This window comes from Amycolatopsis ponsaeliensis (assembly GCF_030182635.1).
Taxonomy (GTDB): domain Bacteria; phylum Actinomycetota; class Actinomycetes; order Mycobacteriales; family Pseudonocardiaceae; genus Amycolatopsis; species Amycolatopsis ponsaeliensis.
On record NZ_JAPZLD010000027.1, the window covers coordinates 100,889 to 125,465 of the forward strand.

15 protein-coding genes are annotated in these 24,577 nt (G+C 71.9%); 7 read left to right on the plus strand and 8 right to left on the minus strand.

From position 1 onward, the window contains the following. Positions 1-59: 59 nt before the first annotated feature. From QQ657_RS33960 to QQ657_RS33970, 3 genes are all read right to left on the minus strand, one after another. A complete protein-coding gene (locus QQ657_RS33960) occupies positions 60-797 on the minus strand; it encodes a DUF1206 domain-containing protein (RefSeq protein ID WP_284746387.1) in 738 nt (245 codons plus the stop codon). 84 nt (positions 798-881) lie between these two features. Then, the gene (locus QQ657_RS33965) at positions 882-1,250 is read right to left on the minus strand and encodes an ATP-binding protein (RefSeq protein WP_284746388.1); all 369 of its coding nucleotides are present in this window, start codon (positions 1,248-1,250) and stop codon (positions 882-884) included. Then, on the minus strand, positions 1,247-2,470 hold the full coding sequence (locus tag QQ657_RS33970) for an MFS transporter (RefSeq protein ID WP_284746389.1): 1,224 nt from the start codon (positions 2,468-2,470) through the stop codon (positions 1,247-1,249). The genes QQ657_RS33965 and QQ657_RS33970 overlap by 4 nt, the downstream gene beginning before the upstream one ends. 86 nt (positions 2,471-2,556) lie before the next feature. Here QQ657_RS33970 and QQ657_RS33975 point away from each other — a divergent pair, with 86 nt between their 5' ends. Next, a complete protein-coding gene (locus QQ657_RS33975; protein ID WP_284746390.1) occupies positions 2,557-3,153 on the plus strand; it encodes a TetR/AcrR family transcriptional regulator in 597 nt (198 codons plus the stop codon). A 9-nt stretch (positions 3,154-3,162) separates the two neighbouring features. Here QQ657_RS33975 and QQ657_RS33980 read toward each other — a convergent pair whose 3' ends face one another. Continuing rightward, positions 3,163-4,068 carry an acetamidase/formamidase family protein gene (locus tag QQ657_RS33980; RefSeq protein WP_284746391.1) on the minus strand — a complete coding sequence of 302 codons (906 nt, stop codon included), beginning with the start codon at positions 4,066-4,068 and terminating at the stop codon, positions 3,163-3,165. Positions 4,069-4,215: 147 nt separating this feature from the next. Between QQ657_RS33980 and QQ657_RS33985 the strand changes: the two genes are divergently transcribed. Then, a complete protein-coding gene (locus tag QQ657_RS33985; protein ID WP_284746392.1) occupies positions 4,216-9,207 on the plus strand; it encodes an RHS repeat-associated core domain-containing protein in 4,992 nt (1,663 codons plus the stop codon). 44 nt (positions 9,208-9,251) lie between these two features. On the opposite strand, the gene QQ657_RS33990 is transcribed toward QQ657_RS33985, so the two are convergent. Beyond that, positions 9,252-10,193, minus strand: coding sequence for an ABC transporter substrate-binding protein (locus tag QQ657_RS33990; RefSeq protein ID WP_284746393.1), 942 nt, complete (start codon positions 10,191-10,193; stop codon positions 9,252-9,254). A gap of 1,092 nt (positions 10,194-11,285) precedes the next feature. Here QQ657_RS33990 and QQ657_RS33995 point away from each other — a divergent pair. After that, the gene (locus tag QQ657_RS33995; protein WP_284746394.1) at positions 11,286-14,117 is read left to right on the plus strand and encodes a helix-turn-helix transcriptional regulator; all 2,832 of its coding nucleotides are present in this window, start codon (positions 11,286-11,288) and stop codon (positions 14,115-14,117) included. Positions 14,118-14,161: 44 nt separating this feature from the next. Here QQ657_RS33995 and QQ657_RS34000 read toward each other — a convergent pair whose 3' ends face one another. Then, positions 14,162-15,307, minus strand: a complete 1,146-nt coding sequence (locus tag QQ657_RS34000; RefSeq protein ID WP_284746395.1) for an MFS transporter — start codon at positions 15,305-15,307, stop codon at positions 14,162-14,164. A gap of 322 nt (positions 15,308-15,629) precedes the next feature. Here QQ657_RS34000 and QQ657_RS34005 point away from each other — a divergent pair, with 322 nt between their 5' ends. After that, entirely contained in the window at positions 15,630-17,285 is a 1,656-nt protein-coding gene (locus QQ657_RS34005) for a long-chain fatty acid--CoA ligase (RefSeq protein ID WP_284746396.1), read from the plus strand. Positions 17,286-17,291: 6 nt separating this feature from the next. On the opposite strand, the gene QQ657_RS34010 is transcribed toward QQ657_RS34005, so the two are convergent. Next, positions 17,292-19,046 (minus strand): helix-turn-helix domain-containing protein, encoded by a 1,755-nt coding sequence (locus tag QQ657_RS34010; RefSeq protein ID WP_284746397.1) that lies wholly within the window; start codon positions 19,044-19,046, stop codon positions 17,292-17,294. Positions 19,047-19,191: 145 nt separating this feature from the next. Between QQ657_RS34010 and QQ657_RS34015 the strand changes: the two genes are divergently transcribed. Together QQ657_RS34015 and QQ657_RS34020 are read left to right on the plus strand one after the other, a co-directional pair. Then, on the plus strand, positions 19,192-20,586 hold the full coding sequence (locus tag QQ657_RS34015) for an MFS transporter (protein WP_284746398.1): 1,395 nt from the start codon (positions 19,192-19,194) through the stop codon (positions 20,584-20,586). A 10-nt stretch (positions 20,587-20,596) separates the two neighbouring features. Continuing rightward, positions 20,597-22,228, plus strand: a complete 1,632-nt coding sequence (locus QQ657_RS34020) for a tannase/feruloyl esterase family alpha/beta hydrolase (RefSeq protein WP_284746431.1) — start codon at positions 20,597-20,599, stop codon at positions 22,226-22,228. Positions 22,229-22,268: 40 nt separating this feature from the next. Here the strand turns inward: QQ657_RS34020 and QQ657_RS34025 are convergent, their stop codons facing one another. After that, positions 22,269-23,120 (minus strand): PaaX family transcriptional regulator, encoded by an 852-nt coding sequence (locus QQ657_RS34025; RefSeq protein ID WP_284746399.1) that lies wholly within the window; start codon positions 23,118-23,120, stop codon positions 22,269-22,271. Between the two features lie 118 nt (positions 23,121-23,238). Here QQ657_RS34025 and QQ657_RS34030 point away from each other — a divergent pair, with 118 nt between their 5' ends. Continuing rightward, positions 23,239-24,534: an MFS transporter gene (locus QQ657_RS34030; protein ID WP_284746400.1), complete on the plus strand. Its 1,296-nt coding sequence runs from the start codon at positions 23,239-23,241 to the stop codon at positions 24,532-24,534. Positions 24,535-24,577: the final 43 nt, after the last annotated feature.

Below are 24,577 nucleotides of genomic sequence, written 5' to 3' on the forward strand. Positions count from 1 at the left end.
CGGATACCCGCGATCCCGCCGGGCAAACACGCGTTCTCACTCGAAGGACTGAACGCGCGTCAGATCTTGCGGTACCGGCTCTCCAGCAGCGCGAACACCCCGAAGACCGCGATGCCGGCGGCCAGCGCCAGCAGCAGGAACTGCCCGTACGGCTGGACCGCGAGCGTCTTGAGCGCCGGGTCCAGGCCGCCGGCCTTGGCGGGGTCGTAGTCGACGGCGGCGACGACGAACATCGCGCCCACGGTGCCGTACGCGACGGCCATCGCGCACCAGCCGACCTGGCCCAGCCGCTCCGTCGACCGGCGCACCGCCGGGGACGCCCCGCCGAGGTCGAGGTCGTGGACGAACTTCTTCCTGATCCCGCGGTAGGCGAGGAACGCGGCCACCGCGATGACGAGGACACCGGCCGAGATCACCACGGCGGCTCCCCAGGCCTCGGCCAGCACCGTGGCCACCACCGAGCCCGCCTTGGCGGAACCGCCGGTCGCGATCTTCCCCGCGCTGTAGGCGACCAGGCCGTACAGCACGACCTCGACGCCGCTGGTCGCCCGCCGCACCCACCGCCGTCGCCGGGGAGCGTGCCGGTGGCCCGCGATCGCCTCGGTGAGCTGCCACAGCGCCAGCAGTCCCGTGCCGGCGGCGATCACCCAGAGCAGCCACGCTCCGCCGCCCGACGCGACGATCTGCAGTGCGCCGGCCTTGTCGGCCTTTTCGTTGTCCCCGAGCGCCACCTGGGCCGCCAGCCACGCGACGACGAGGTGCACGAAGGCGTAGCAGGTCAAGCCGATTCGGGCCAACAGGCTGAATCCTCTGAAGTCGGGCACTCGCGCAGCCTCGTCCTCTCCGGCTCGCTTGGCCAGGTGTTCGCCCGCATTCGCCGGTTATCGCCCGCTACACGGCGTCGAAGGTGATCTCGGCCCACACTGTCTTCCCCGTCGAGCGCTGCCAGTGGCCGACCCAATGGACGGCTGCGAGCACGCGGGATCGAGACACGCGTCGTCGACCTCGACGCACAGCCAGTTCAAGCGCAGCAGCAACCGGACCTGCCGCGGCGGTTCACCGTGGCGCAAGGCGTTGGAGGTGAGTTCGTCGACCACCGTCGCCACGTCCTGGCGCACGTGGCCGGGCAGGTCGAGCAGGAGCCGGTCGGCCCAGGCGCGGACCGCGGCCGGCTCGCTCAGGTCGTCGGCGACTTCCAGGGCGACGACCCGCAGTTCGTCGGTGCTGTGCCGCGTCTGCTCGATCGTCATCGGCGAGTGGCCTTCCGTCCGGCTCCACGACCACCTCGCGAAGCGTCCGGCAGGGACTTACCCGGAGAACGCCCTTGGTGAACATGGGCGGGTGGCGCGAGCCGGGGATGGAGCTGGCTCCACGCGACCAGTGCCACCAGCGCCGTCAGCCCGAACACCGCGCCCAGCCCGATGGCGAACGCCGCCGCGCCGGCCAGCGGGGACGCCGCGGTCTGGCCGGCACCCAGTCCGGCGAAGGACCACGTGACCCCGCGGGCCGGCCGCGTCGGGAACAGGCGGGCGGCCCAGAGGATGCACAGCCCGGTCAGCGCCATGTACGTGACGCCGAACAGCGCGCTGGACACCAGTGCTCCGGGCAAGCCGGGGTGGGGGAGGGCCAGGAGCGCGATGCCGGCCGCCGCGAGCGTCCACGTGGCGAGGTTGGCGGCCCGCAGCCCGATGCGCCCGGCCGCCCGGCCGGCCAGGCCGCCGAGCAGCCCGGCGGCGCCGATGCCGAACCAGCACCAGGTCGCGGCGACCGGGCTCAGGCCGGCCTCGGTGAGGCGGGAGCTGGAGAACGTCCAGTACGGCGCGCTCGTCACGCCGATGAGGACCGAGTTGACCACCAGCGGCGCCACGCCGCGAGCGGGACCGGCGGCCGCTTCGGCGGGCCGGGTGCGCGGCAGTGTCCGCCAGGCGACCAGCGTCATCGCCACGCCGAGCACGGCGAACGTCGCCCAGATCGCGGGCCAGCCGAACGCGAGCAGGGGAGTGAACGCCGACGCCGCGAGCCCGAGGCCGGTTCCGGTGTTGGCCCAGGTCTGCGCCCGCGGCTGGAAGCCCGCGCCGACGGTTTCGCCGATGAGCTGCGCGACACCGGGCGACACGAGTCCCGCGCTGCCGCCCGCGATGACGATCCCGGCGCCGAACACCGCGACGCCCGGTGCCGCCGCCATCAGCGCGAGACCCGCGGTGGCCGCCGCCGCGGCCAGCAGCACGGTGCCGCGCGGCGACCGCGCCGACGTTCTCGGGGACAGCAGCAGCCCGAGGCCGTACCCCGCGGTGGAGAGGCCGCCGAGGACGCCGACGGCGACCGTCGTGAGCCCGAACGTTTCGCTGAACCGCGGGACGAACAGCCCGTAGGCGTAGCGCGCGAAGCCGTAGCAGAGGGCGATCACGCCCGCGCCGGCCCCGGCGACGGGCCACCACCGGGCCGTGTCTTCCGCCGTCCTGGTCGCCATGCCTCCACCAAACAGACAGGTCTGTCTGGTGTCAAGGAGTGCTAGTGTTGTCCCAGGTAGTGGGGTAGACCGAACGGTGTGGAGGAATGGTGGGCAGGACTCGTCCGGGCGACGCGGGCGCGAAGGTGCTCAAGGCGGCTTCGACGCTGTTCTACCGCGACGGCATCCACGCGGTGGGAGTCGACACCGTGGCGGCCGAAGCGGGCGTGACGAAGGCCGCCCTCTACGGGAACTTCGGTTCGAAGAGCCGGCTGGTCGTCGCGTACCTGCGCGACCGCGACCGCCGGTGGCAGGAGCAGGTCGACGCGATCACGGCCGGGCACGACGACCCGCGCGAGCGCGTGCTGGCGGTGTTCGACGCGTACGAGGCGTGGCTGTCCCGCGACGGCTACCGCGGCTGTGCGTTCCTCAACGCCGCCGCGGAGTTCCCCGATCCCGCGGACCCGGTCCGCGAGGTGGTCCGCCACCACAAGACCGCCCTGCGCAGCTACCTCCGGACCCAGCTCGAACGCGCCGGGTCGGACCGCGCGGACGCCCTGGCGGAAGAACTGCTGCTCCTGCTCGAGGGCACGACCGTCACGTCGGTGGTTTCCCGGGACGCACGGCCGTTTTCGGTGGGGAAGCGGCTCGCGGAGACGCTGCTTCCCGCACCCGGCGAGCAGGCTCCCGGCACCGCTCGCTGACGCGGCCGGTCAGCGGATCGCGCCGTGCGGCAGGACCGCGTGCACACCCCACGTCTCGTTGGCGATCTGGGTGATCCGCAGGTCGACGACCGGGCTGGCGAGCGCCAGCGCGGTCGGCTTGTCGACGCCGTGGAGCCGCTGCAGCCAGGTCAGCATGGTGTCCAGCGCGTCGGCCGTGGCCTGGTTGAGGTCGGCGTCGAACCCGAAGGTGACCCGGCCCTCCGGCGTCTCGGCGTGGATGCCCGGGACCACCGGATCCGCCGACAGCGTCAGGGTCACCCGGGTGGTCATCGGGCATTCGATCGCCGTCCCGCCGACTTCGCCGTGTCCCTGGGCCGCGTGCCCGTCGCCCAGGTGCAGCAGCGCGCCGGGCACGGTCACCGGCAGGGACAAGGTGGACCCGGCCACCAGGTCGCGGCAGTCGATGTTGCCGCCGCCGGCCGCTCTCGGCGGGATGGTCGAGTGCGGTCCCGGCTCGGCGGGCGGAACGCCGGTGACGCCGAGGAAGGGCGCGACGGCGACGGTGTGCCCGAGGTTGCTGGTCGCGGTGCCGTCGCCGATGTCCCAGGTCAGGCGCGAGGCCGGGCCGCCGGCCACGCCGAGCCTGCGGTTGAGCGCGTTGTCCTTCACCGCGGCGGTGGTCCAGCCCCAGTCCCCGGGCGTGATCGACGCGAAGTGCACCTGCAGGACCAGGCCCGGCTCGGCGCCGCGCACGGCGATCGGCCCGGTCAGGCAGTGCCCGCGCCGGTCGGAGAACATCGTCGGGCCGTCCACCCGGCGTTCCAGGTAGCCCGCGGCGTCGAGCGAGCCGACCACGACGGAGTCGCCCGGGTCCACCGTGAGCACGGGCGGGGTGTCCCGGTCGAAAACGTCGACGGTGGTCTCGGGGGTCGCCGGAAGTCGGTGCTCAGCCACAGTCCGGACTGTCGACGAGCGCGACCGGCGCTGTCAAGCCGCGCTGTGCCCGGGGTTTCGCGATGATCACACCCCCGGCGGTCCACCGGCCCGGATGTGTTTACATGGGAACTTCGGGTCAGTCTGGGGGACTGAGGCGGGGGACGGATGAGCAACCCATTGGTCGCGGAGACCAAGGACTCGACCACGGCGTATTCGGGGATTTCGCTGCTGGAGTCGGCGAACGACCTGAAGTCCGCGATCGAGAGCGGCGACTGGGCGTCGGTGGCGATGGGGGCGGTCGGCACTGCCCTGGACGCGTTGTCGATGGCGATGGATCCCTTCGGGGCGATCCTCGCCGCCGGGGTCGGGTGGCTGATCGAGCACGTCGGTCCGCTCAAGGAAGCGCTTAACGGGTTGACCGGTAACGCCGATGAGATCGCGGCGCAGTCGGAGACGTGGAAGAACGTCGCGACCGAGCTGGGCAGCATCGGTCAGGACCTGACCGGCATGGTCAAAACGGACGTCTCGTCGTGGACCGGAAATGCCGGCGACATGTACCGCCAGCGGGCGCAGGACACGGTGACGCTGCTGGAAACCGCCCAGAAGGGTTGCGAGGGTGCGTCCAGTGGTGTGAAGACCGCGGGTGAGGTTGTCGCGGCGGTGCGGGCGCTGGTCCGGGACATCATCGCCGAGCTGATCGGTCACTTGATCAGCTGGGCACTGCAGGTGGTCTTCACCTTGGGCATCGGGATGACCTGGGTGGTGCCGCAGGTGATCGGCGCGGTCGCGAAGACGGCGTCGAAGATCGCGGACCTGGTGAAGCGGCTGGTCACGGCGCTCAAGGCGCTGGTCCCGCTGTTGAAGCGCGCCGGTGATCTGTTCGGTGATGCGGCGAAGGCGTTGAAGAACATCAAGCCGGGCAAGGCCGCCCCGGCGCCGAAGCACGCGGACATCAACGGCAACCCCAAGGGACTCGACGGACCCAAGGGCAACGGCGACGGCACCACTCCCTCGGGCGCGAAGGGCGACGACACCACGCCGTCCGGCGCGAAGGGCGACCCGCCGCCGAAGGCCGATCCGCCGCCGGCGAAGACCGACCCGCCGCCCAAGACCGATCCGCCGCCGGCCTCGCGCGGGCTCGACGATCCGCCGGGCGGCGACTCGACCAAGTCCTCCGGCGCCAAGGGATCCGACGGCTCGAAGGGGCCCGACCGGAACACGTCCGAGACCAAGGAACCGGTCTGCAAGGAGGGCAGCGGCGACCCGATCGACGTCCAGACCGGCGACGTCCTGATGACCGAAAGCGACCTCGTCGTGCCGGGGCCGCTCGGGCAGCTCATCGTGCGCAACCACGTCTCGTCCTACCAGGCCGGGCGCTGGTTCGGGCCTTCGTGGGCGTCGCTGCTGGACGAGCGGCTGACCGTGGCGAACGGGACCGTCACCTACTACAGCGCCGACGCGATGATCCTCCGGTTCCCGGTGCCCGCGCCGGGGAAGGCGGCCACCTCCCCGCACGGTCCGCTGCGCCGGCTGCACGGGCAGGGCGCCGACTACGTCCTGGAGAACCCCGCGCGCGGCACCCTGCACCGGTTCGTCGCGGCCGAGGGGAACCCGGACCTGTTCCTGCTCAGGGAGATCCGCACCGAAGCCGCGGGATACGTCGAGCTGGACCACGACGCCGACGGCGCGCCCGCGCTGCTCACGCACTCCGGCGGCGCCCGGATCGCGTTCGACGTCGCCGGCGGCCGGATCCGCGCCGTCCGCGCGCTGGCGGACACCGGTGACGTGCCCGTCGCCCGGTACGACTACGACGCGCACGGGCACCTGTCCCTGCGCGCCAACTCCTCGCCCCGGCCGGCCCGCTACACCCACGACGCCGAGGGCCGGATCACCGGCTGGACCAACCACGTCGGCGCCTGGTACCGCTACGTCTACGACCAGCACGGCCGCTGCGTGCGGGGCGTCGGCGACCAGGGCTACCTCGACTCCACGCTCGTCTACGCCGACCGGCGCACCACCGTGACCGACTCCTTCGGCCGCGACACGGTCTACGAGTTCGACGAGAACGGCAACACGGTCGCGCTGACCGACCGGCTCGGTGGCGTGACCCGCCGCGAGTGGGGTCCGCGCGACGTTCTGCTCGCCCGCACCGACCCGCTCGGCCGGCGCACCGAGTTCGAGCACGACGCGCACGGGCGGCTCGTCTCGGTGCTGCGCGCCGACGGCTCCCGGGTGCTGATCACCGAGCGGACCGACACCGACCTGGTGATCGAGGTGGCCGACGGCGACCGGGTCTTCCGCCGCCGCTACGCGGCCCCGAACCTGCCGGACCCCTACGCCGACCCGCTCGGCGTGACCGAGGACCAGCACCACGAGCACGCCGAAGCAGGCACCGGGGTCCTGCCGGACGTCGCCGGGCCCCGCGTCGAGCTCGACCTCTTCGGGCGGCCGCGGGCGGTGGCCGGCTTCGGCGGCCACACCACCTACGCGTGGACGGTCGAAGGCTCCCTGCGCGAAGTCCTCGCCACGGACGGAAGCCGGCGGCAGTGGACGTTCGACGGCGAGAGCGAAGAGACGTCCCGCACCGACGAGCTGGGCCGGGTGGTCCGCACCGAAAACGGCCCGATGGGCACGATCACCGCCACGGTCGACGCCCTCGGCGCGCGCACCACCCACCGCTACGACACCGAGCTGCGGCTGGTCGCGGTGACCAACCCCGCCGGGCAGACCTGGCACTACACCTACGACGCCGAAGAGCGGCTGCTCTCCCAGACGGACTTCGCCGGCCGCGTCACCCGCTGCGAGTACGACGCCGCGGGACAGCGGGTACGGCTCACCGGCCCGGCCGGGGAGACCGTGGAGTCCCGGTACGACCTGCTGGGCAACCTGACCGAGCGGATCAGCCCGGCGGGCACCGAGACCTACCGCTACGACCCGGTCGGCCGGCTCGTGCGCGCCACCGGGCCGGACGGCGTGCTCGAGCTGACCCACGACGGCGAGGGCCGCGTCACGCGGCAGACCACCGCGGCGGGGACCACCACCTTCGGCTACCCCCACGGCGAGAAGACCCGGCGCACTCCGTCCGGAGTGGACGTCCACTGGGGACAGCGCGCGGACGGGGCGGAGCTGGTGCGCGTCGCCGGCACCGAGCTGGCCCTGCACCAGGACGCCGCCGGCCGCACGCTCGGCCTCTCCGCCGGGCCGAATCCCTTGCTGCGGCAGGAGTTCGACCCGGTGGGCCGGCTCGTCGCGCAGCACACCCCGGCCGGGGCCACGCGCTACCGCCGGCGCCCGGACGGCAGCATCGCCGCCCGGGAGGACCCGGCCGGGGGAGTGCGGTACGAGTTCGACCACGCCGGCCGCGTCACCGCCGCCGTGCACCACGGCGGGGCCGAGCGCTACGCCTACGACGTGCTCGGCAACCTGATCTCCTCTTCGCCGGGGACCGGCCCCGAGGCGGGCCCGCGCCAGTACGCCGGCGGCGTGCTCGCCGCGGCGGGCGCGGTCCGCTACACCCACGACGCGCAGGGCAGGCTGGTCGGCCGGACCCTGCCCGCGCCGGACGGGACGGCGCTCACCTGGACGTTCGGCTGGGACGCGCACGACCACCTGGTCGCGGTGCGCACGCCGGACGGCACCCGGTGGCGCTACCGCTACGACGCGCTGGACCGGCGCACCGTCAAGGAACGCCTGGACCTCGCGGGCGCCGTCGTCGAGCGGGTCGATTTCGCCTGGGACGGCACGAATCTCGTCGAAGCCCGGCACACCGCCGGGGGCGCGCCGGTGGAGACCCTGACCTGGATCCACCACCCCGACGAGGACCGGGTGGTGGCGCAGGCCCGCACCCTGCCCGACGGGCGGGTCGAGGTCTCCGCCGTGATCACCGACGAGATCGGCACCCCGACCGAGCTGGTCGGGCCGGACCACGGCACGGTCAGCCCGGTGCGGACGAGCCTGTGGGGCCTGACCGCGCCCGGCGCCCGGCCGCAGACACCACTGCGGTTCCCCGGGCAGTACTTCGACGCGGAAACCGGCCTGCACTACAACGTCTTCCGCTACTACGACCCGGCCAACGCCCGCTACATCTCGCCGGACCCGCTCGGCCTGACCCCGGCGCTGAACCCGGAGACCTACGTCGAGGACCCGTTCCTCGCGGCCGACCCGCTCGGCCTGACCCGCAACAGCGGCAAGGTCGTCAACTACGCCGACGACCCGACCGCATTCCTCGACGACGACGCGACCTTCGAGGCCCCGGCGCCGTGCAAGACCGGCAAGAAGAGGGGGCCGAACACCAACCCGGGGCTCGGGACCGGTGCCGCCGGGACCGGGTCCGCCACCAAGAGGCCCAAGACCGGCCGGCAGGACCCGCCGCTCACCGGCAACGACAACGTGTCGCACGGCAACTCCGGCCGCACGGTGATGGAAGGCGGCGGGAAGTCGGGCGGCGGCTCACTCGACGGGTCCGGGCGGGGGAGCCGCCCCGGCGGCACCACGCCGGCGGGCAACCACCTCACCGACGTCAACGAGCTGAACGGGACCAAGCACGCGAACTTCGACCCGCGCCTGCAGGCCGAGCTCGACAAGCTCAAGGGCGACGGCAAGAACGGCTACAAGCCCGACACCGACGAGGGCTACTTCATCAAGGGGCACCTGAAGAACAACGAACTCGGCGGCTCCGGGACCGCCGACAACATGACCACGCTGTCCCGCAAGGCGAACTCCCAGATGTCGGGCAACTTCGAGAGCAAGCTCAAGCAGGCCGACATCCAGATCGGGCAGTTCAAGGACACGGTCAAAGGGATGGGCGACACGGAGCTGCAGCGGAAGATGAACGCCTGGGGCATCGACGGGACGCCCGCGGACTTCCGCAAGGAAGCCCAGGGCCTCAAGGTGGACTACTCGGTCACGGCCAGCGACAACGTCAAGTGGCCGGACGCCAAGAACCCCGCGGAACGGGGCATCCGGGACCACGTCACGCTCGACGCCGGCTACGACGGGCTCTCCTCCAACGTGCAGAAGTTCATCCAGCACAACAAGCCGGACAACTTCCTGACGGAGTTCCCGCCGAAGGGAACGACGCTGGACACGATCAGCGGGAAGTTCACCCCGGAGATCCAGTGGGGATCGAACCGGCCGATGTCCAACCTCGGCGAATAGCGCGGCACCCGGGCGGAACCGTCCGCCCGGGTGCCGGCGCCGGGTCATCGTCCCACTTGCGGCCCGATCATCGAGTTCACGTCGATCGCCCTCGGGATGGCGCCGAGCTGCAGCAGCAGGTCCGGCACACGTTGCAGGCGCCGCGAATCCAGGGTCGAGCCGTAGCCCGGCAAGGTGAGCAGCTTGGCGGTGTCCTCGTCGATCTTGGCGAACCGCACCAGCAGCGGCTCGACCTTGGCGCGGTCGTTGAGGGCGTCGTGCGTGGCCCGCTGCATCGCGCGCTGGAACGCGGCGAGGGTCTTCGGGTTGTCCCGCACCCACTTCCTCGTCGCGCCGTAGCCGGTCAGCGGGAAGTCCTGGGTCGCGCCGGAGTTGATGTCGATCACGGGGATCGCGCCGGCCGTCTTGGCGGCCTGGGTGATGTAGGGCTCCGGCAGGTAAGCGGCATCCGCCTCGCCCTGCTGCAACGCCGCGGCGATGTTCGGCAGCGGGATCAGCACCCATTTCACCTTGCCGAAGTTCACGCCGTGATCCTGCATCACCGAGCGCGTGAGGAGGTCCGACGCGGTGTTCTTGGCCGTGATGGCGATCTTCTTGTCCGCCAGGTCGAAGATGGTCTTCACCGGCGAATTCGGCACGGTGACGATCGCATTGGACTTCGGGTTGACCGAGGTCGCGTCGGCGACCAGCTGCATGTCGGCGGCGCCGGAGCTCTTCGCGGTGAAGAACGGCGGGTAGGTCGAGAACGCGATGTCGGCTTCACCGGAGATCGACTTCGTCAACGATGCCTGGCCGCTGGCGGCGATGACGGAGTCGACGCTGAGGCCTTCGGCTTTGAAGTAGCCGTTGTCCTGGGCCAGCCAGAACGGCGCCAGGTCCGTGGTCGGAAGGATCGAGACTTTGAGTGTCGTCTTCTCCAGGCCGCTGCCGCTGGACGAGCCGCCTGAGCCGGTCGAACCGAGTGCGCCGCAACCGGTGCTGAGCATGACGGCTGCGACGGCGAGCGCGGCGTGACGTGCGTGAACCCCGCCACGGCCCGTGGTGATTCCGAACAAGTCCTGCTCCTCGAAGGAGAGATGACGGTTGATCTACCGAATCCCGGGAAGATCCGTGATTCATTTCCCGGTCTGTCAAGCAGGCCACTGTAGGCAGCCCGACATCGCTTGACAATGCGTGATGTAGCTCGCACCCGGGATTTCACCAGAATGGCCGCACGAATACTTGATCGAGGATCTCGGGTGGTCGCCGGGTGCCGGAAAGCGCTACGAATCGCCGCCGTCGGAAGGAGGTTTCGCCACCGATTCCCCGACGGATGGGTGCCGGGATCGCGGTTTTCGGGTGCGGCTGCTCCGATCGGGGACGGGCGCCGGCGCCGCCCGGCCGGGCGAGCGGGCGGTTCGCCGGGCACGCCGGCGGCCCGGCCGGGGGCATCGCCGGCTGGACCGCGTGCAGCAGCCGGTGACTGCCGTTCGGGCTCGGTCGGACCCGGCCGCCGCCGGAAAGACTGCGGAAAACGTGGCCGCGAGGGCGCCGGTCGCGGTAAAAAGACAATGGATCAGCGGTCGTGCTCCGGGTGACGGCGAACCCGGCGAATTCACGTTGTCGAAATCCTTCGGTTGTCGTCGCCACCTCGGTCGTCACGTACTATCGCCGCCTCGCGCGTATTCGCGGGGAAGTCCGTCGAGTCGATGATCGCGCGCCTGTCGAAATCTTCGAACGCACCGTGCCGCGGACCCGCGATGATCGCGGTCGGGAGAATCGTCTTCGTCCGCAGCTGCGGAGGTCTCCGCCCTCGATTGCCACCGTTTCGTCGGATGTAGCGCCGTTGCGCCCTCTTCTGTTCGGGTGGCGGCCGTGATGCGCGAATGGCCGATGGGTGCGCGGAGTCGGACTGCAAGGGCGTCCGGTGGCCGGTCGTGATCCGGCAATACCCGACGGCGGAATCACGCTGAGATCACGAAACGGGATTATTCCCGAAATTGATGTTTACGGAGGGGAACGGCGGATAACGGCTGTTCATCCGGGCTGCATCGCGATACCTCTTGTTGGGTAACGTTTTTCCTTCTAGTATCCCCGGTGTGCGACCGCTCACGGACGGTATCGAGCTGCTGGTCGGTCGGGACGACGAGCTGTCCCGGCTGGTCGCCTGGATCCATGAAGCGGAAGCGGGCCGCGGCCGGGCCGTGCTGGTGGACGGCGAGCCGGGCATCGGCAAGTCGGCGTTGGTGCGGGCCGCGTGCGTGGCCGCCGCGGATGCGGGCTGCCAGGTGTTCTGGGGAGCCGGCGACGAACTCGGGCAGGCACTGCCGCTCCTCCCGCTCCTGGACGCCCTGCAGATCGCGCCGGTGACGAGGGATCCCCGTCGTGACACCATTTCCGAGCTGCTCGGGGGCGCGGCGGTCGCGAGCAAAGGGGCCGATCTCGCCGCCGCGGCGGCCGAGCAGCTGATCGCGCTGGTGGACGAGCTCTGCCAGGCCGGGCCGGTCATGCTGGTCGTCGACGAGCTGCAGTGGGCCGACAGCACGACGGTCGCGGTGTGGAGCCGGATCGCGCGGTCGGTCCGGCGGCTCCCGCTGCTGCTGGTGGGTGTGCTGCGGCCGGTGCCGCGCCGCGACGACCTGCGCTCGCTCTTCCGGGTCGTCCCGCAGGCCGAGCGGCTGCGGGTGGGCCGGCTGGAAGAACCGGCGGTGCTCGAGCTGGTGGCCGCGCGGACCGGCGGCAAGCCGGGCGTTCGGCTGGAGGAGCTGGCCGCCGGCGCGGCCGGAAACCCCTTGTACCTCACCGAACTGCTCGACGCCCTGACCAGGAGCTCGTGCCTGGAGGTCGACACCGCCGGCGTCGCGGAGCTGACCGGCACGGCCACGCCGGACTCCCTGCCGGAGGCGATCGCGGACCGGCTGGGCTTCCTGTCCGAAGCGGCGCGGACCGTGCTGCGGGCGGCGGCGCTGCTCGGGGACGGCTTCTCGGTCGCGGACCTCGTGACCGTCACCAACAGTTCGCTCGCCGGCCTGCTGCCCGCTCTCGACGAGGCACGCGCCGCCGGGGTGCTGGTGGCGGCCGGCGACGACCTGGCGTTCCGGCACGCGTTGATCCGCCGGGCGCTGTACGACGAGATGCCGACGGCGGTCCGGATCGCCTGGCACCAGGCCGCCGCGTGGGCGCTGGCCGAATCGAGCGCGCCGGTCGAGCGCGTCGCGCGGCAGCTGCTGCCCATGGTGTCCACAACGGACAGTCGAGTACCGGTGCCGGCGTGGGCGGTGCGGTGGTTGCTCGACGTGGCCACGCCGTTGATCGGCCAGTCACCCGTGGCCGCCGTCGCGCTCCTGAGACGGGCGGTGCGGGACGCGCCGCTCGACGACGCCGTGACCGGCGCGCTGGCCTGCCGGCTCGCCGATGCCTACTACCGCGTGGGCAACGTCGCCCAGGCCGAGCGGATCGCCTGCCGCGCCCTCGACCGCGTCCGCGATCCCGACGTGGTCGTCGACCTGCACACGACGGTCGTCCAGTGCCGCGGGATGACCGGCCGCTCCGCCGAGTCCCTCGCCGAGCTGAACGACGCACTGACCCAGCCGGGGCTGGAAGCCCGGCACCGGGCCAGGTTGCTGGTGCTCATCGCGCGCACGCACCGCGACCTCGGCGAGGTCGACTCCGCGGGCCGGGTCGCCACCGCGGCGCTCGTGGAGCTCGGCCCGGTCGAAGATCGCTGGGCGACCGGGTGGGCGCTGCACGTGCTGAGCCTGGTCGCGATGATGCGGGGCGAGTGGACCGGCGCGCTGCCGCTGTTCGAGCGGGCGATGGTCATCGTGCGGGGCGACCCCGAGCTGATCGACCTCACGCTGCTGCTGCGCATCAACCAGTCGGTCACCTTCGGCGCGCTCGACCGCTACGCCGACGCGCTCGCCGCCGCCGGGCGGGCGCGGGAACTGGCCGACCGCACCGGCAGCGCCGTCCGGCTGACCCAGGTCCAGAGCGCGCTCGGGCAGTTGCTGCTGGGCGCCGGCCGGTGGGACGACGCGCTGGCCGAGGTGGACGTCGTCCCGGACGAGCGCAAGGATCCGAGCGTGGTGTGCTGCGACCACGGGGTCGCCGCGATCATCCACTTCCACCGCGGCGACACGGACGCGGCACGCCGGCACCTCGAGGTCGCCGCGCCGTACGCGGAACGCATCGGCGACCGGGTCGTGGAACCCCTGGTACGGGCCCGGTGCCTCGCCTTCGAACACGCCGGCGCGCCGGAACAGGCGCTCACCTTGCTGACCGGCGTGCTGAACGGCGAAGACGCAGGGGAGGACCTGCTGGCGGACGCCGCCCGGCTGGCCGCGTCGATCGGCGACGTGGGGACGGCGGGGGAGATCGAGGCCCGGGCGAGCGCGATCGCCGCCGACTCCACCGTTCCGCACCACCGCGCGCTGGCCCTCTACTGCCGTGGTCTGCTCGACCGGGACGCGGCGGCGTTGCTGCGCGCCGCCGACGGCTACCACGACGCGGGCCGGCCGCTCTTCCGGGCCAAGGCGCTGGAAGCCGCCGCGGTCGCGCTCGCGAACGACGAGTCCGAAGACCGCGGTGCGGCGCGGGCCGCCTTCACCCACGCCGTCGACATCTACTCGGGGCTGGACGCGCAATGGGACGTGGCGAGGCTGCGCGCCCTGTTCCGGACGTACGGCATCCGGAGCGGCCCGACGGTGAAGCACCGCCAGAGCACGCACGGCTGGGACAGCCTGACCCCGACCGAGGCCAAGATCGCCGCACTCGTCGTCGAAGGCCTGTCGAACCCGCAGATCGCGGCCCGGCTCTACCTGTCCCCGCGCACGGTCGGCACGCACGTCTCGCACGTCCTCACCAAGCTCGGCGTGAACTCGCGCATCGACATCGCCCGGGAAGCCGCCCGCAACCAGTCCACCCCGGGCTGAGTGCGGGACGGCGAGTGTCCGAAGTGGAGCGTGCACGGCGGACGTCAGACCCCGACCTCCGGAGCGTTCCTCGGGGGCAGCACGACGAGCGGGCCCGGGACCGGCAGCTTCGGAGTCCGGCCGGTCACGGACAGGTGCCCGCTGATGACCTGGCCGAGCAGGATCCCGAGCACCAGCATCAGCGGTGTCCGCCAGGAGCTGGTGTAGGTGTGCAGCCAGCCGCAGGCCAGCACGCCGAACCCGGCGATGACGTAGCCGACGCCCTGGACCCCGGCGGACAGGGCCAGTGAGCTGCCCTTGCTGCGCAACGAGATCGTCGTCAGGACGAACGCGAGCGAGCCCATGCCCAGGCCGGTCGCCGCGGCCCACACCCAAGGGGCGGCCGCCGGTGCGAGGAGCAGGCCGGTCACCCCGATGACGTTGGGGGCGGCCAGGACGATGACGAGCAGGGTCTGGTTGGTCCACCGGCGCGTCCAGCCCGGGACCAGCCACATCATGGGCAGCCCCATGGCCATCGACACCGCGAGGCACGCGCCCGCGGTCGCCGGGGACACCCCCGCGTTGCGCAGGATGCCGGGGAGCCAGCCCATGACCAGGAACGTCACCGTCGAGATGAGTCCGAAGTGGATGGTCAAGGCGGTGGCGGGCACCCAGCCGGAGGCCGTCCGCGGCGAGACGAACTCGCCGGGGGTGCGCCGCCACACCTGCTGGGCCAGCAGGGCCACGACCGCCCACAGGCCGAGGGCGATCCGCCACGACGACGACATCACGACCGCCGGGGTGACCAGCGCCCCGGCCGTGCTGCCGAGCCCGAGCCCGAGGGTGAAGGCGGCGGACCCGTTGGCCAGCAGGGGCAGCATGGTGCCGAGCACGGCGATGGACAGGCACGCGAGCGCCGTCCCGGCCAGGAGCGGTATCGGGCCCCCGAGGACCCGGCCGGCCAGGGACAGCACCAGTCCGAGGAGGGCGAAGGTGACGGTCCGGTGCGTTCCCACCCGGCCGCACAGCCACGGCGTCGCCCAGCCACCCAGGCCGATCGCCCACAGGGGCAACGCGACGAGCACCGCGGCGACGAGGGCACTGGCGACGGAGATGTCCGGCAGGGCGGCTCCCAAGCTGGTCACGGCGGGCCGCAGGTTGATGGCGAGAACGAAGATCACGACGGTGGAGACGGTGGTAGCACGGAACATCGCTCCTCCTCGGTGTCGAGGTCCGGAGCGTCGGACTCCGTAGAGCAATGTTTCGTGACGCGCGGGATACAGACATCCGTCACCTGACGGATGTACGAAAGTTTGTTGCCGGACAACGGTTGTGAGGAGTTTTGACCGCCCGGCGAATGGGCGTGCATCGGCACGGCCGGATGGGGTCCAGGCCAGCCCGTGGTGTGATCAACCACCGCCGGAGCAGGTCGATCAGTGGAAGATTCTGACCTCTCTTCCGCCGGAAAGCGCACTTAGAGTGACACCCGCCCCGAGAGCCGGGCCCGGGCCCGCCGACCGAAAGAGCACCCTCATGCCTGAACAAGCGCGCGTCCCCGGAGCCGGCGGCGGCGCCATCGACGGGCTGATGCAGCCGCGGCCGCTCACGATCGCCCACATCCTCGACCGCGCGGAGCGGCTCTTCGCGCACAAGCCGGTCGTGACGGCCGGAGCCGAACGGCTCACCTACGCCGAGGTCGCCGGCCACACCCGGCGCCTCGCCACCGCGCTCGACGCCCTCGGCGTCCCGGTGGGCGCCCGGGTCGCCACCTTCGCGAGCAACAGCCGGCGCCACCTGGAGCTCTACCTCGGCGTGCCGGCCACCAAGCGGGTGCTGCACTCCATCAACATCCGGCTGTCGGCGGAGCACCTCGAGTACATCGTGAACCACGCCGAGGACGACGTCGTGTTCGTCGATCGCGGGCTGCTCCCGCGCATCTGGCCGAGCGTCGACCGGCTGCCGCTGGTGCGGCACTGGGTGGTGCTGCCCGACGGCACCGAAACGGAGATCCCGGCGGACCCCCGCATCTCGCACTACGACGAGCTGCTCGCCGCGGCCGAGCCGTTCGCGGGCTCGTTCGAGGACGCGTTCACGCTCGCGGACGAGAACCTGGCCTCCGGGCTCTGCTACACCTCCGGTACGACCGGGCCGCCGAAGGGCGTGCTCTACAGCCACCGCTCGACGGTCCTGCACTGCCTGGGCACGCTCGCCGCCGGGCTCATCGGCATCGGCGAGAGCGACGTGGTGCTGCCGATCGTGCCGATGTTCCACGCCAACGCCTGGGGCCTGCCCTACGGCGCGATGATGGCGGGCGCCGCCCTGATCCTGCCGGGCGCGTCCTCGGAACCGGCGCACCTGCTGCGGTTGATGGCGGCCGAGCGGGTGACCGTGGCCGGAGCCGTCCCCACCGTCTGGACGAGCCTGGCGCCGCACCTGCGGGAGCACGATCTGAGTGCCACGCGGTTCCTGCTCGGCGGCGGCTCCGCCGTCCCCCCGGCGCTGTCGGAGACCTACCGCGGCGCGATCGGCGTCCCCATCACCCATTCCTGGGGGATGACGGAGGTGAGCCCGGTCGGGGTCATCGGGGGGACGCGCACGCAGCACCGGGACGCGAGCGCGGCCGAGCAGCTGGCTGTGCGGGCCGCCCAGGGCCAGCCGCTGCCGCTGGTGAACGTGCGGATCGTCGACGTCGAGACGGGCCGGGAGCTGCCACGCGACGGCGAGGCGGTCGGCGAACTGCAGGTGGCCGGCCCCTGGGTGGCGGGTGGCTACTTCCGGGTCGACGCCGACGGCAGCTTCACCGGGGACGGCTGGCTGCGCACCGGCGACCTGGCCACCCTCGACGCCCAGGGCTACCTGCGGCTCGTGGACCGGATGAAGGACCTGATCAAGTCCGGCGGCGAGTGGATCTCGTCGGTCGAGCTCGAAGGTGCCATCGCTTCGCACCCCGACGTCGTCGAGGTCGCCGTGATCGCCCGGCCGGACCCGAAGTGGATGGAACGCCCCGTCGCGTACGTCGCCCTGCGTGAAGGCGGCACCGCCACGGCCGAGGAGCTCCTGCGGCACATCACGCCGATGGTCGCCAAGTGGTGGCTGCCCGACGAGTTCGTCTTCCTGGCGGCGCTGCCCAAGACGGGCACCGGCAAGCTCTCGAAGCTCGCCCTGCGGGACTCGGCGCGGATCGCCTGAGGCGCCTCACGACGAGGTGCTCGCCCGGAGCTGGTGCAGCCGGAGCCCGAGCCGCAGTTCCAGGTCGTTCTCGCGGCGCCAATCGAGGCCGAGGACGGTGCCGGCCCGGTCCAGCCGCTTGAGCAGGGTGTTGACGTGCAGGTGCAACGCCCGGGCCGTCGCCGCGACGTTGGCGTGGTGGACGTAGTAGGCGGCGAGGGTCTCGACGAGGCCGGTGCCCCGCCGCTCGTCGTAGTCGAGCAGCGAGCCGATGGAGCCGGCGAGGAAGCGGTCGAGCTCGCCGGCCCGTTCGGGGTCGAAGACCATGGCGTACAACGCGTATCGGCGCGTGGTGGCGCCCAGGTCGGTGTGCCCCAGCGCGCGCACCACCGCGCCGCAGCGCCGGGCGAGGGAGAAGGCGCGGGACCAGTCGTGGTCGACCGCCCGTTCCCCGACGACGACGAGCGGGCCGCCCAGGGTGCGGCGCAGTCCACTGTGGACTTCTTCGACGGTCTGCTCGTCGTCCCCGCCGGGCAGGAGCAGCGTGGCCCGGCCCAGGTGCTCGCCCGCCAGCCCGGCGCGGTCGCGCGCGATGTCGTGCAGGTGGCGGGAAAGATCGGTCGGCGCCACCGTCGGGGAGTCCGCGACGAGGACCAGGTCCAGGCCGTCGACGTCGATGTTGCGGGCGCGGGTGCGGGCACGCTGCGCCGTGCTGATCCCGGCACCGCCGAGCATGAGCTCGGTCAGGAGCTCGCCGCTCAGCCGCTCGCCGGCGTCGGCGACGGCCCGCTCCTTGAGGATGAGCAGCCCGAGGATGTGGGTGGCCCGCTCGAGGGTGCGCAGGTCCATCGCGTCCGGGACGTCGCGGCCGCCGGCGGGCGGGCGGTGCCACGCCAGCGCGCCGAGGTAGCTGTCGCCCGCCTGGATCGCGGCGACACTGAGAGCCGCACCGCCGGCGCCGATCGAGACCGTGCAGCGGCCCGAGCGCCGGGCGTCTTCGACGGCACCGGCCAGCGCGGCCTCCGCCGGGCCCGGGGCCGGACTCGACGCCGAATCCCGGCGGGCGACGGCGGTGCCGGTGTGGTCGAGGAGCGTGACGTTGCCGGCGAGCTGGTCGGCGAGGAGCTGCGCGACGTCGCCCGGCGTCCCGCCGCCCAGTACGGCGCCGGTCAAGGCTTCGTGGATCGCCTGCGCCCGTTCGCTCTTCCGGTACGCCACCTGGAGCTCCTGCAGGGCGGTCCGGCTCGCTTCGTAGAGGCGGGCGTTGTCGAGGGCCACCGCGGCGTGGTCGGCGAACGCGTTCAGCAGCGCGATCTCGTCGGCCTGGAACGACCGCTCGGAGCGGTCCGCGGCGAACAGGGCACCCACCGCTTCGCCCCGGATGACCAGGGGAACACCGAGCAGCGCCACGAGTTTCTCGGTGGTGACCAGACGATCGAAGTCCGCGTCGTGCTCGATCGCGGCCGCGGCGGCGTAGTCACGCACCCAGTGCGGGCTCCGGGAGGCGAGCACCTTGCCGCCCAGCCCCACCCCGGCCGGGATGGCCGCCGCGAGGAAGGTGGGGGAGACCGTGCCCTCCGCGGCCCGGGCCGACAGCCTGCCGTCCTCGCCGACGAGGGAGAGGTAGGTGAAGTCCGTGCCGATCAGGTCGTGGGCGTGGTGGACGATCGACTGCAGGACCTCGTCGAGCTCGCCGAGCGCGGTGAGCGACTTGACGGTCGCGTACAACGACGCCAGCTCCCGCTGCCGCCGCGTCTCCGCCGAACCGGATCCGCTGGCCACAGTGCCATCCCTTCTCGGCCGCGGTGGACGAATGCGCCACCGATCCGCCGTCAGGAGTGGGTGGTCCACACCTCAACCCTCAGCGTAACGGCGCCCTAACATGACCGCCATCACCGGGCTGCGCTCAACGACGAAGGCGGCATCCATGGCAATTCCCCTCACCCAACCCGAAGGACAGTCCGGCCACGCCGAAGCCGGCACGTCCCCGGTCCGGCGCCGGGCCTTCCGCAAGCTGCTGGCCGCGGGGCTCGTCGGCAGCTCGATCGAGTGGTACGACTTCTTCCTCTACGGCACCGCGGCCGCCCTCGTGTTCCCCAAGGTGTTCTTCCCCCACTCCTCGGCGCTGACCGGGACCCTGTTGGCCTTCAGCACTTTCTGGGCGGGCTTCGTCGCGCGGCCCATCGGCGGAGTGCTCGCCGGGCACCTCGGGGACAAGTACGGGCGCAAGCCGGTCGTCGTCGCCTGCCTGGCGGTCATGGGGGCCGCGACGTTCCTGATCGGCTGCCTGCCCACCGCGGCGAGCGTCGGCGCGCTGGCCCCGACATTGCTGGTCATCCTGCGCTTCGTGCAGGGGCTCGCCACCGGCGGCCAGTGGGGCGGCATCGTGCTCCTGCTCACCGAGTCCGCCGGCCCCAAGCGCCGCGGCTTCGCCGGAACCTTCGGCCAGACCAGCGTTCCGGTCGCCGTGATCCTCTCCAACCTGATCTTCGTCGGAGCCAGCGCCCTGATGCCGGACGCCGCGTTCCTCAGCTGGGGCTGGCGCATCCCGTTCCTGCTCAGCGTCGTGATGTTCGGGGTGGTCCTCTACATCCACGCCAAGGTCGAGGACACGCCGGAGTTCCGTGAGCTGCAACAGGAAACGGCGAAGCCCGGCGATGCGGTGGTCCGGGCCCCGCTGGCCCAGGTCCTGCGCAGCAGGTGGGGCACCATCCTGCTCGGCTGCGGGCTCCTGTCCGCCACCAACAGCCTCTTCTACGTCAGCATCTCCGGGCTCTTGAGCTACGGCACCGGTTCTCTCGGGCTCAAGCGCGACTCCCTGCTCACGGTCGTGCTGCTCGCTTCGGTGGCGATGCTGGTGATCATCCCGTTGTCCGGGCACCTCTCGGACAAGCTGGGCCGCCGGCCGCTGATCCTGATCGGCGGGCTGGGCGTCGCGGCGTGGGGCTTCCCGTACTTCGGGCTCGTCGGCACCGCGTCCCTGCCGCTGATCTTCGTCGCGGTGACGGTGGGTTTCGTGTTCCAGACCATGACCTACGGCCCGATCGCGAGCTTCCTCGGCGAGCTCTTCGCGCCGCGCGTCCGCTACTCGGGCGCGTCGCTGGCCTACCAGCTCTCGGCGATCATCATCAGCGGCGGCACGCCGTTCCTGATGACCGCGCTCATCGCGAACACCGGGAGCACCGTGGCCGTCGCCGGCTACATCACGCTGATGGGACTGATCACCTTCGCCAGCGCGTGGTTCCTGCCGGAGACCAACCCCGCCGATGTCCGGAACGACCCGCACGCCATCCCCGGCGCGCACCTCTACGCCGGGAAATGAGGCCGCGGTGATGCAGACGAACCGCCGGCTCGCGGTGCCGGTGATGACGCTCCTGGTGGCGACCGCGGTCGCCGGACCGGCCTCCGCGACCACGGTGGCGGCGCCGGCGTGCGCCGCGTTGAACCAGCTGAAGATCCCCGCGTCGGTGATGAGCCTGCCGACCACCGGCGGCCGCGTCACGGCGGCCTCGGACACGACCGCCGTCGTCAGCGGCAAGGCGATCCGGTTCTGCCAGGTCGACGCCGACCTCTTCCCCGTCGACCCGGCCGCGCCCGCCATCAAGATGCGCCTCGACCTGCCGTCCGAGTGGAACCACCGGGCCCTGATGTTCGGTGGCGGCGGCTACAACGGCACGATTCCCGATCCGGCGTCGAACGTGCCGTTCGGCCCGGCCGACCAGCCGGTGCCGCTGGCCCGGGGTTACGCGACGTTCGCGAGCGACTCCGGCCACCAGCAGAACCCGGCGGCCCCGCCGTCACTGGACGGGTCCTTCGGCGCGAACGACGAGGCCTTGCGGAACTTCGCGGCCGGTGACGCGCTCAAGAAGACGCACGACGCGAGCCTGTTCCTCATCCGGCACGGCTACGGGGCGCTGCCCGCCGAGGTCTTCTTCTCGGGCGGGTCGACCGGCGGCCGCGAAGCCCTCAACGTGGCCCAGCGCTGGCCGACCGCGTTCGACGGCGTGATTTCGGCCTACCCGGCCTGGAACAACCTCGCCGAGGTCCTCGACCTGGGGTACCTGGCCCAGGTCATGTCGCGCCCCGGCGCGTTCCCCGGCGTCGACAAGCAGACGCTCCTCTACACCAGCGTCATCACCGCCTGCGACGGGCTGGACGGCCTCCAGGACAAGGTCGTCTCGAACCCGGCCGGGTGCCACTTCGATCCTCGCTCGCTGCGCTGCCCGGGCGGCACCGACACGGGTCCGTCGTGCCTGTCGGACCTCCAGATCGGCTCGGTGACGGCCATGTCCTCGCCGTTCCGGTGGCCGTACCGGGTCGCCAGCGGCGAAACGCAGTACCCGGGCTTCCCGTTCCTCGCGGGGGCGGACATGCGGACACCGTTCCTCGGGTTCGGCACCACGGCGCCGGCCAATCCCATGCCGGTCACCAGCGGCTACGGGATGCAGTACTGGGACCAGTGGGTCAAGTACTTCCTGACCAGGGATCCCGGGCAGAACTCGCTCGACATCGATCCCCGGCACCCCGGGAAGTGGCTCGGCCGGATCAGCGCACTGTCCACAGTGGAGGACCGGAACAACGCGGACCTGCGCCCGTTCGCCCGGGCCGGCGGCAAGCTGATCCTGCTCCACGGAGCCGCGGACGAGCTGGTTTCGCCCTACTCGACCAGTGACTACTACGAGCGGGTGCGTGCCACGGTGGGGCCGCGGGCGACCGACGCCTTCCTGAAGTACTACGTCGTGCCCGGCGCGAACCACGCCAACTTCGGCACCCCGGCGGTCTCCGCGAGCTGGGATTCGTTGTCGGCGCTGGAGCGCTGGGTCGATCGCGGGCAGCCGCCGGCGAACCCGGTCGTGACGGACACGACCCATGCTCGCACCCGGCCGCTCTGTTCGTATCCGGACTGGCCCCGGTATCGCGGCGGGGATCCGGCCCTGGCTTCGAGTTTCGCCTGCACGCACTGAAACCGGTCTGTGCCGGGGAGCGCGCCGCTCGCTCCCCGGCTCAGGCGTCGGCCTGCTCGTCGGTGATCGAGTCGAGGATGTCGGCCGCGATGGTGCGGGCCGCGGGCCGCAACTCCTTGTTGAGCTCGTAGAACAGCTCCTGGGCGGGCTCGGCGGGCCAGTCCGCCGGCAGGTGTTCCCGGGGCACCCGGGGGTCGGTGCGGATGGTCTGCAGCCAGTCGGACTCCAGGAGCAGGTGGCGGGCGAGGCTGTCCGGCGCCTGCGTCGCGGGGTCCTGCCAGCGGGCCAGGAACGCCCGGTAGTGCCCGGCCAGCCGCTCGGTGTCCCAGGCCTCCCGGACGATCCCGGCGACCTCGGTGGGCGGCAGCGCGCGGCCCTGGAACACCTTGACGTGGCCGTCGGCGCCGAGGCCGTCGAGCAGGGGGACCGGGTCGACCTCGCCCGGCGCGATCCACAGGCCGCCCTGCAGGCTGCCGAAGCCGGCCCACAGCAGCCTCGACCGCAGCGCGTGGCGCTGGCGCTGCCACGACTCCGGCATCGAAAAGCCCAGCAGCGTCCAGGTGCCGTCCCACTGCCGGTTGACCGCGCCGGCCCGCCAGATGCGCCGCTCGCCGTCGTGCAGGATCGCCCGCGACCGTTCAGTGAGACCGACGTAGACGTGCCGCCCGCGCCGGACCCGGTGCAGCAGCCCGCGCCGTGCCATGCGGCTCAGCGTGGACCGGGTGGCGTGCTCGGAGACGCCGACGCGGTTCAGCACGTCGAGCACGCTCGCGGTGGCGACGTGGATCCCGCGGTCGAGGACATGGCAGGCGAAGAACGTGAGCAGCAGCGTCTGCGGACGCGGGGTGTCGGCGCCGATGCCTTCGGCGGCGGTGACGGCCAGATCGCTCACGTCGCGAGCATAAGCCCCTTCCTGATGTTGGGCAGTGTCTTGACGGTGGTCACCAAAGTGCTTAACGTTCGTCCGGCGTGACGTGGGTCACGTGGGGTCGGCGACGAGGCAGGATGCGATGGCAGAAAACCTCCGCTCGCGAGCGCAGCTGCGCCGCGCGGTGCTCTCCAGCTACTTCGGCAGCGTGATCGAGTACTACGACTTCCTCCTCTACGCCACCGCGTCGGCGGTGGTCTTCAACAAGGTCTTCTTCTCGAACCTCGATCCGGTGCTCGGCACGATCGCCAGCCTCGGCACCTTCACCACCGGCTACCTGGCGCGGCCGATCGGCGGGATCATCTTCGGGCACTTCGGCGATCTGCTGGGGCGCAAGCGGATGCTCGTGATCACGATGTCGATGATGGGCATCGCGAGCACGCTGATCGGCGTCCTGCCCACCTACGGGCAGATCGGCGTCTGGGCGCCGGTGCTGCTGATCGTGCTGCGCGTGCTGCAGGGCGTCGCCGTCGGCGGCGAGTGGGGCGGCGCGGTGCTGATGTCGGCCGAGCACGCGACCAGCCGCCGCGGGCTGTGGGCGAGCTTCACCAATGCCGGGGCACCCAGCGGGATGGTGGTCTCGACCCTGCTGCTCACGCTGATGGGCGCGGTGACCACCGACGCGCAGTTCCTCTCCTGGGGCTGGCGGGTTCCGTTCCTGCTCAGCGTCGTGCTGCTCGCCATCGGCCTGTTCATCCGGCTGAAGGTCGACGAGACCCCGGTGTTCGCCACGGCCGAGCGGTCGGCCGGGGCGCCGCTGCTGGAGGTGCTGCGCCGCCACCCGAAGAACCTGCTCCTGGCGATCGGCGTGGGATTCGGTGCCTTCGTCGCGCAAGGCACGCTCACCACGTACGTCCTGTCCTACGCCGTCCACACGGGATTCACGCGCCAGACCGTGCTCAACGCGATCACCGTGTCCTCGGTCGGCGCGGTGGCCGGCATCATCGGCTACTCGGCGCTGTCCGACCGGGTCGGGCGCCGTCCCGTCGTCATCGCCGGGGCGCTGGCCACCGCCGTCGTCGGGTTCGTGCTCTTCCCGCTGATCGACAGCGGCTCGGCCGCGCTGCTCACGCTGGCGGTCGTGCTGGGCCAGTCGGTCGCGCACCCGGCGATGTACGGGCCGCTGGCCGCGCTGTACACCGAGCTGTTCGCCACCCGCACGCGCTACACCGGCGCGTCGCTCGGCTACCAGATCGCCGGGCTCGGCGCGGGGATCGGCCCGGTGGTCTTCGCGGCCGTCGCCGGCTCGGGCACGGGGGTGATCTCCGCGGTGATCGCGGCCTGCTGCCTCGTCACGGTGCTGTGCGTGCTCGTCCTGCGCGAAAGCCGCGACGTCGACCTGGCGGATCCGGCCGGGGTGGTGGCCGGGAGCGCGTGATGACGGTTCGGATTACAGTGCCGTTAGTTGCGCGGCACAGCGC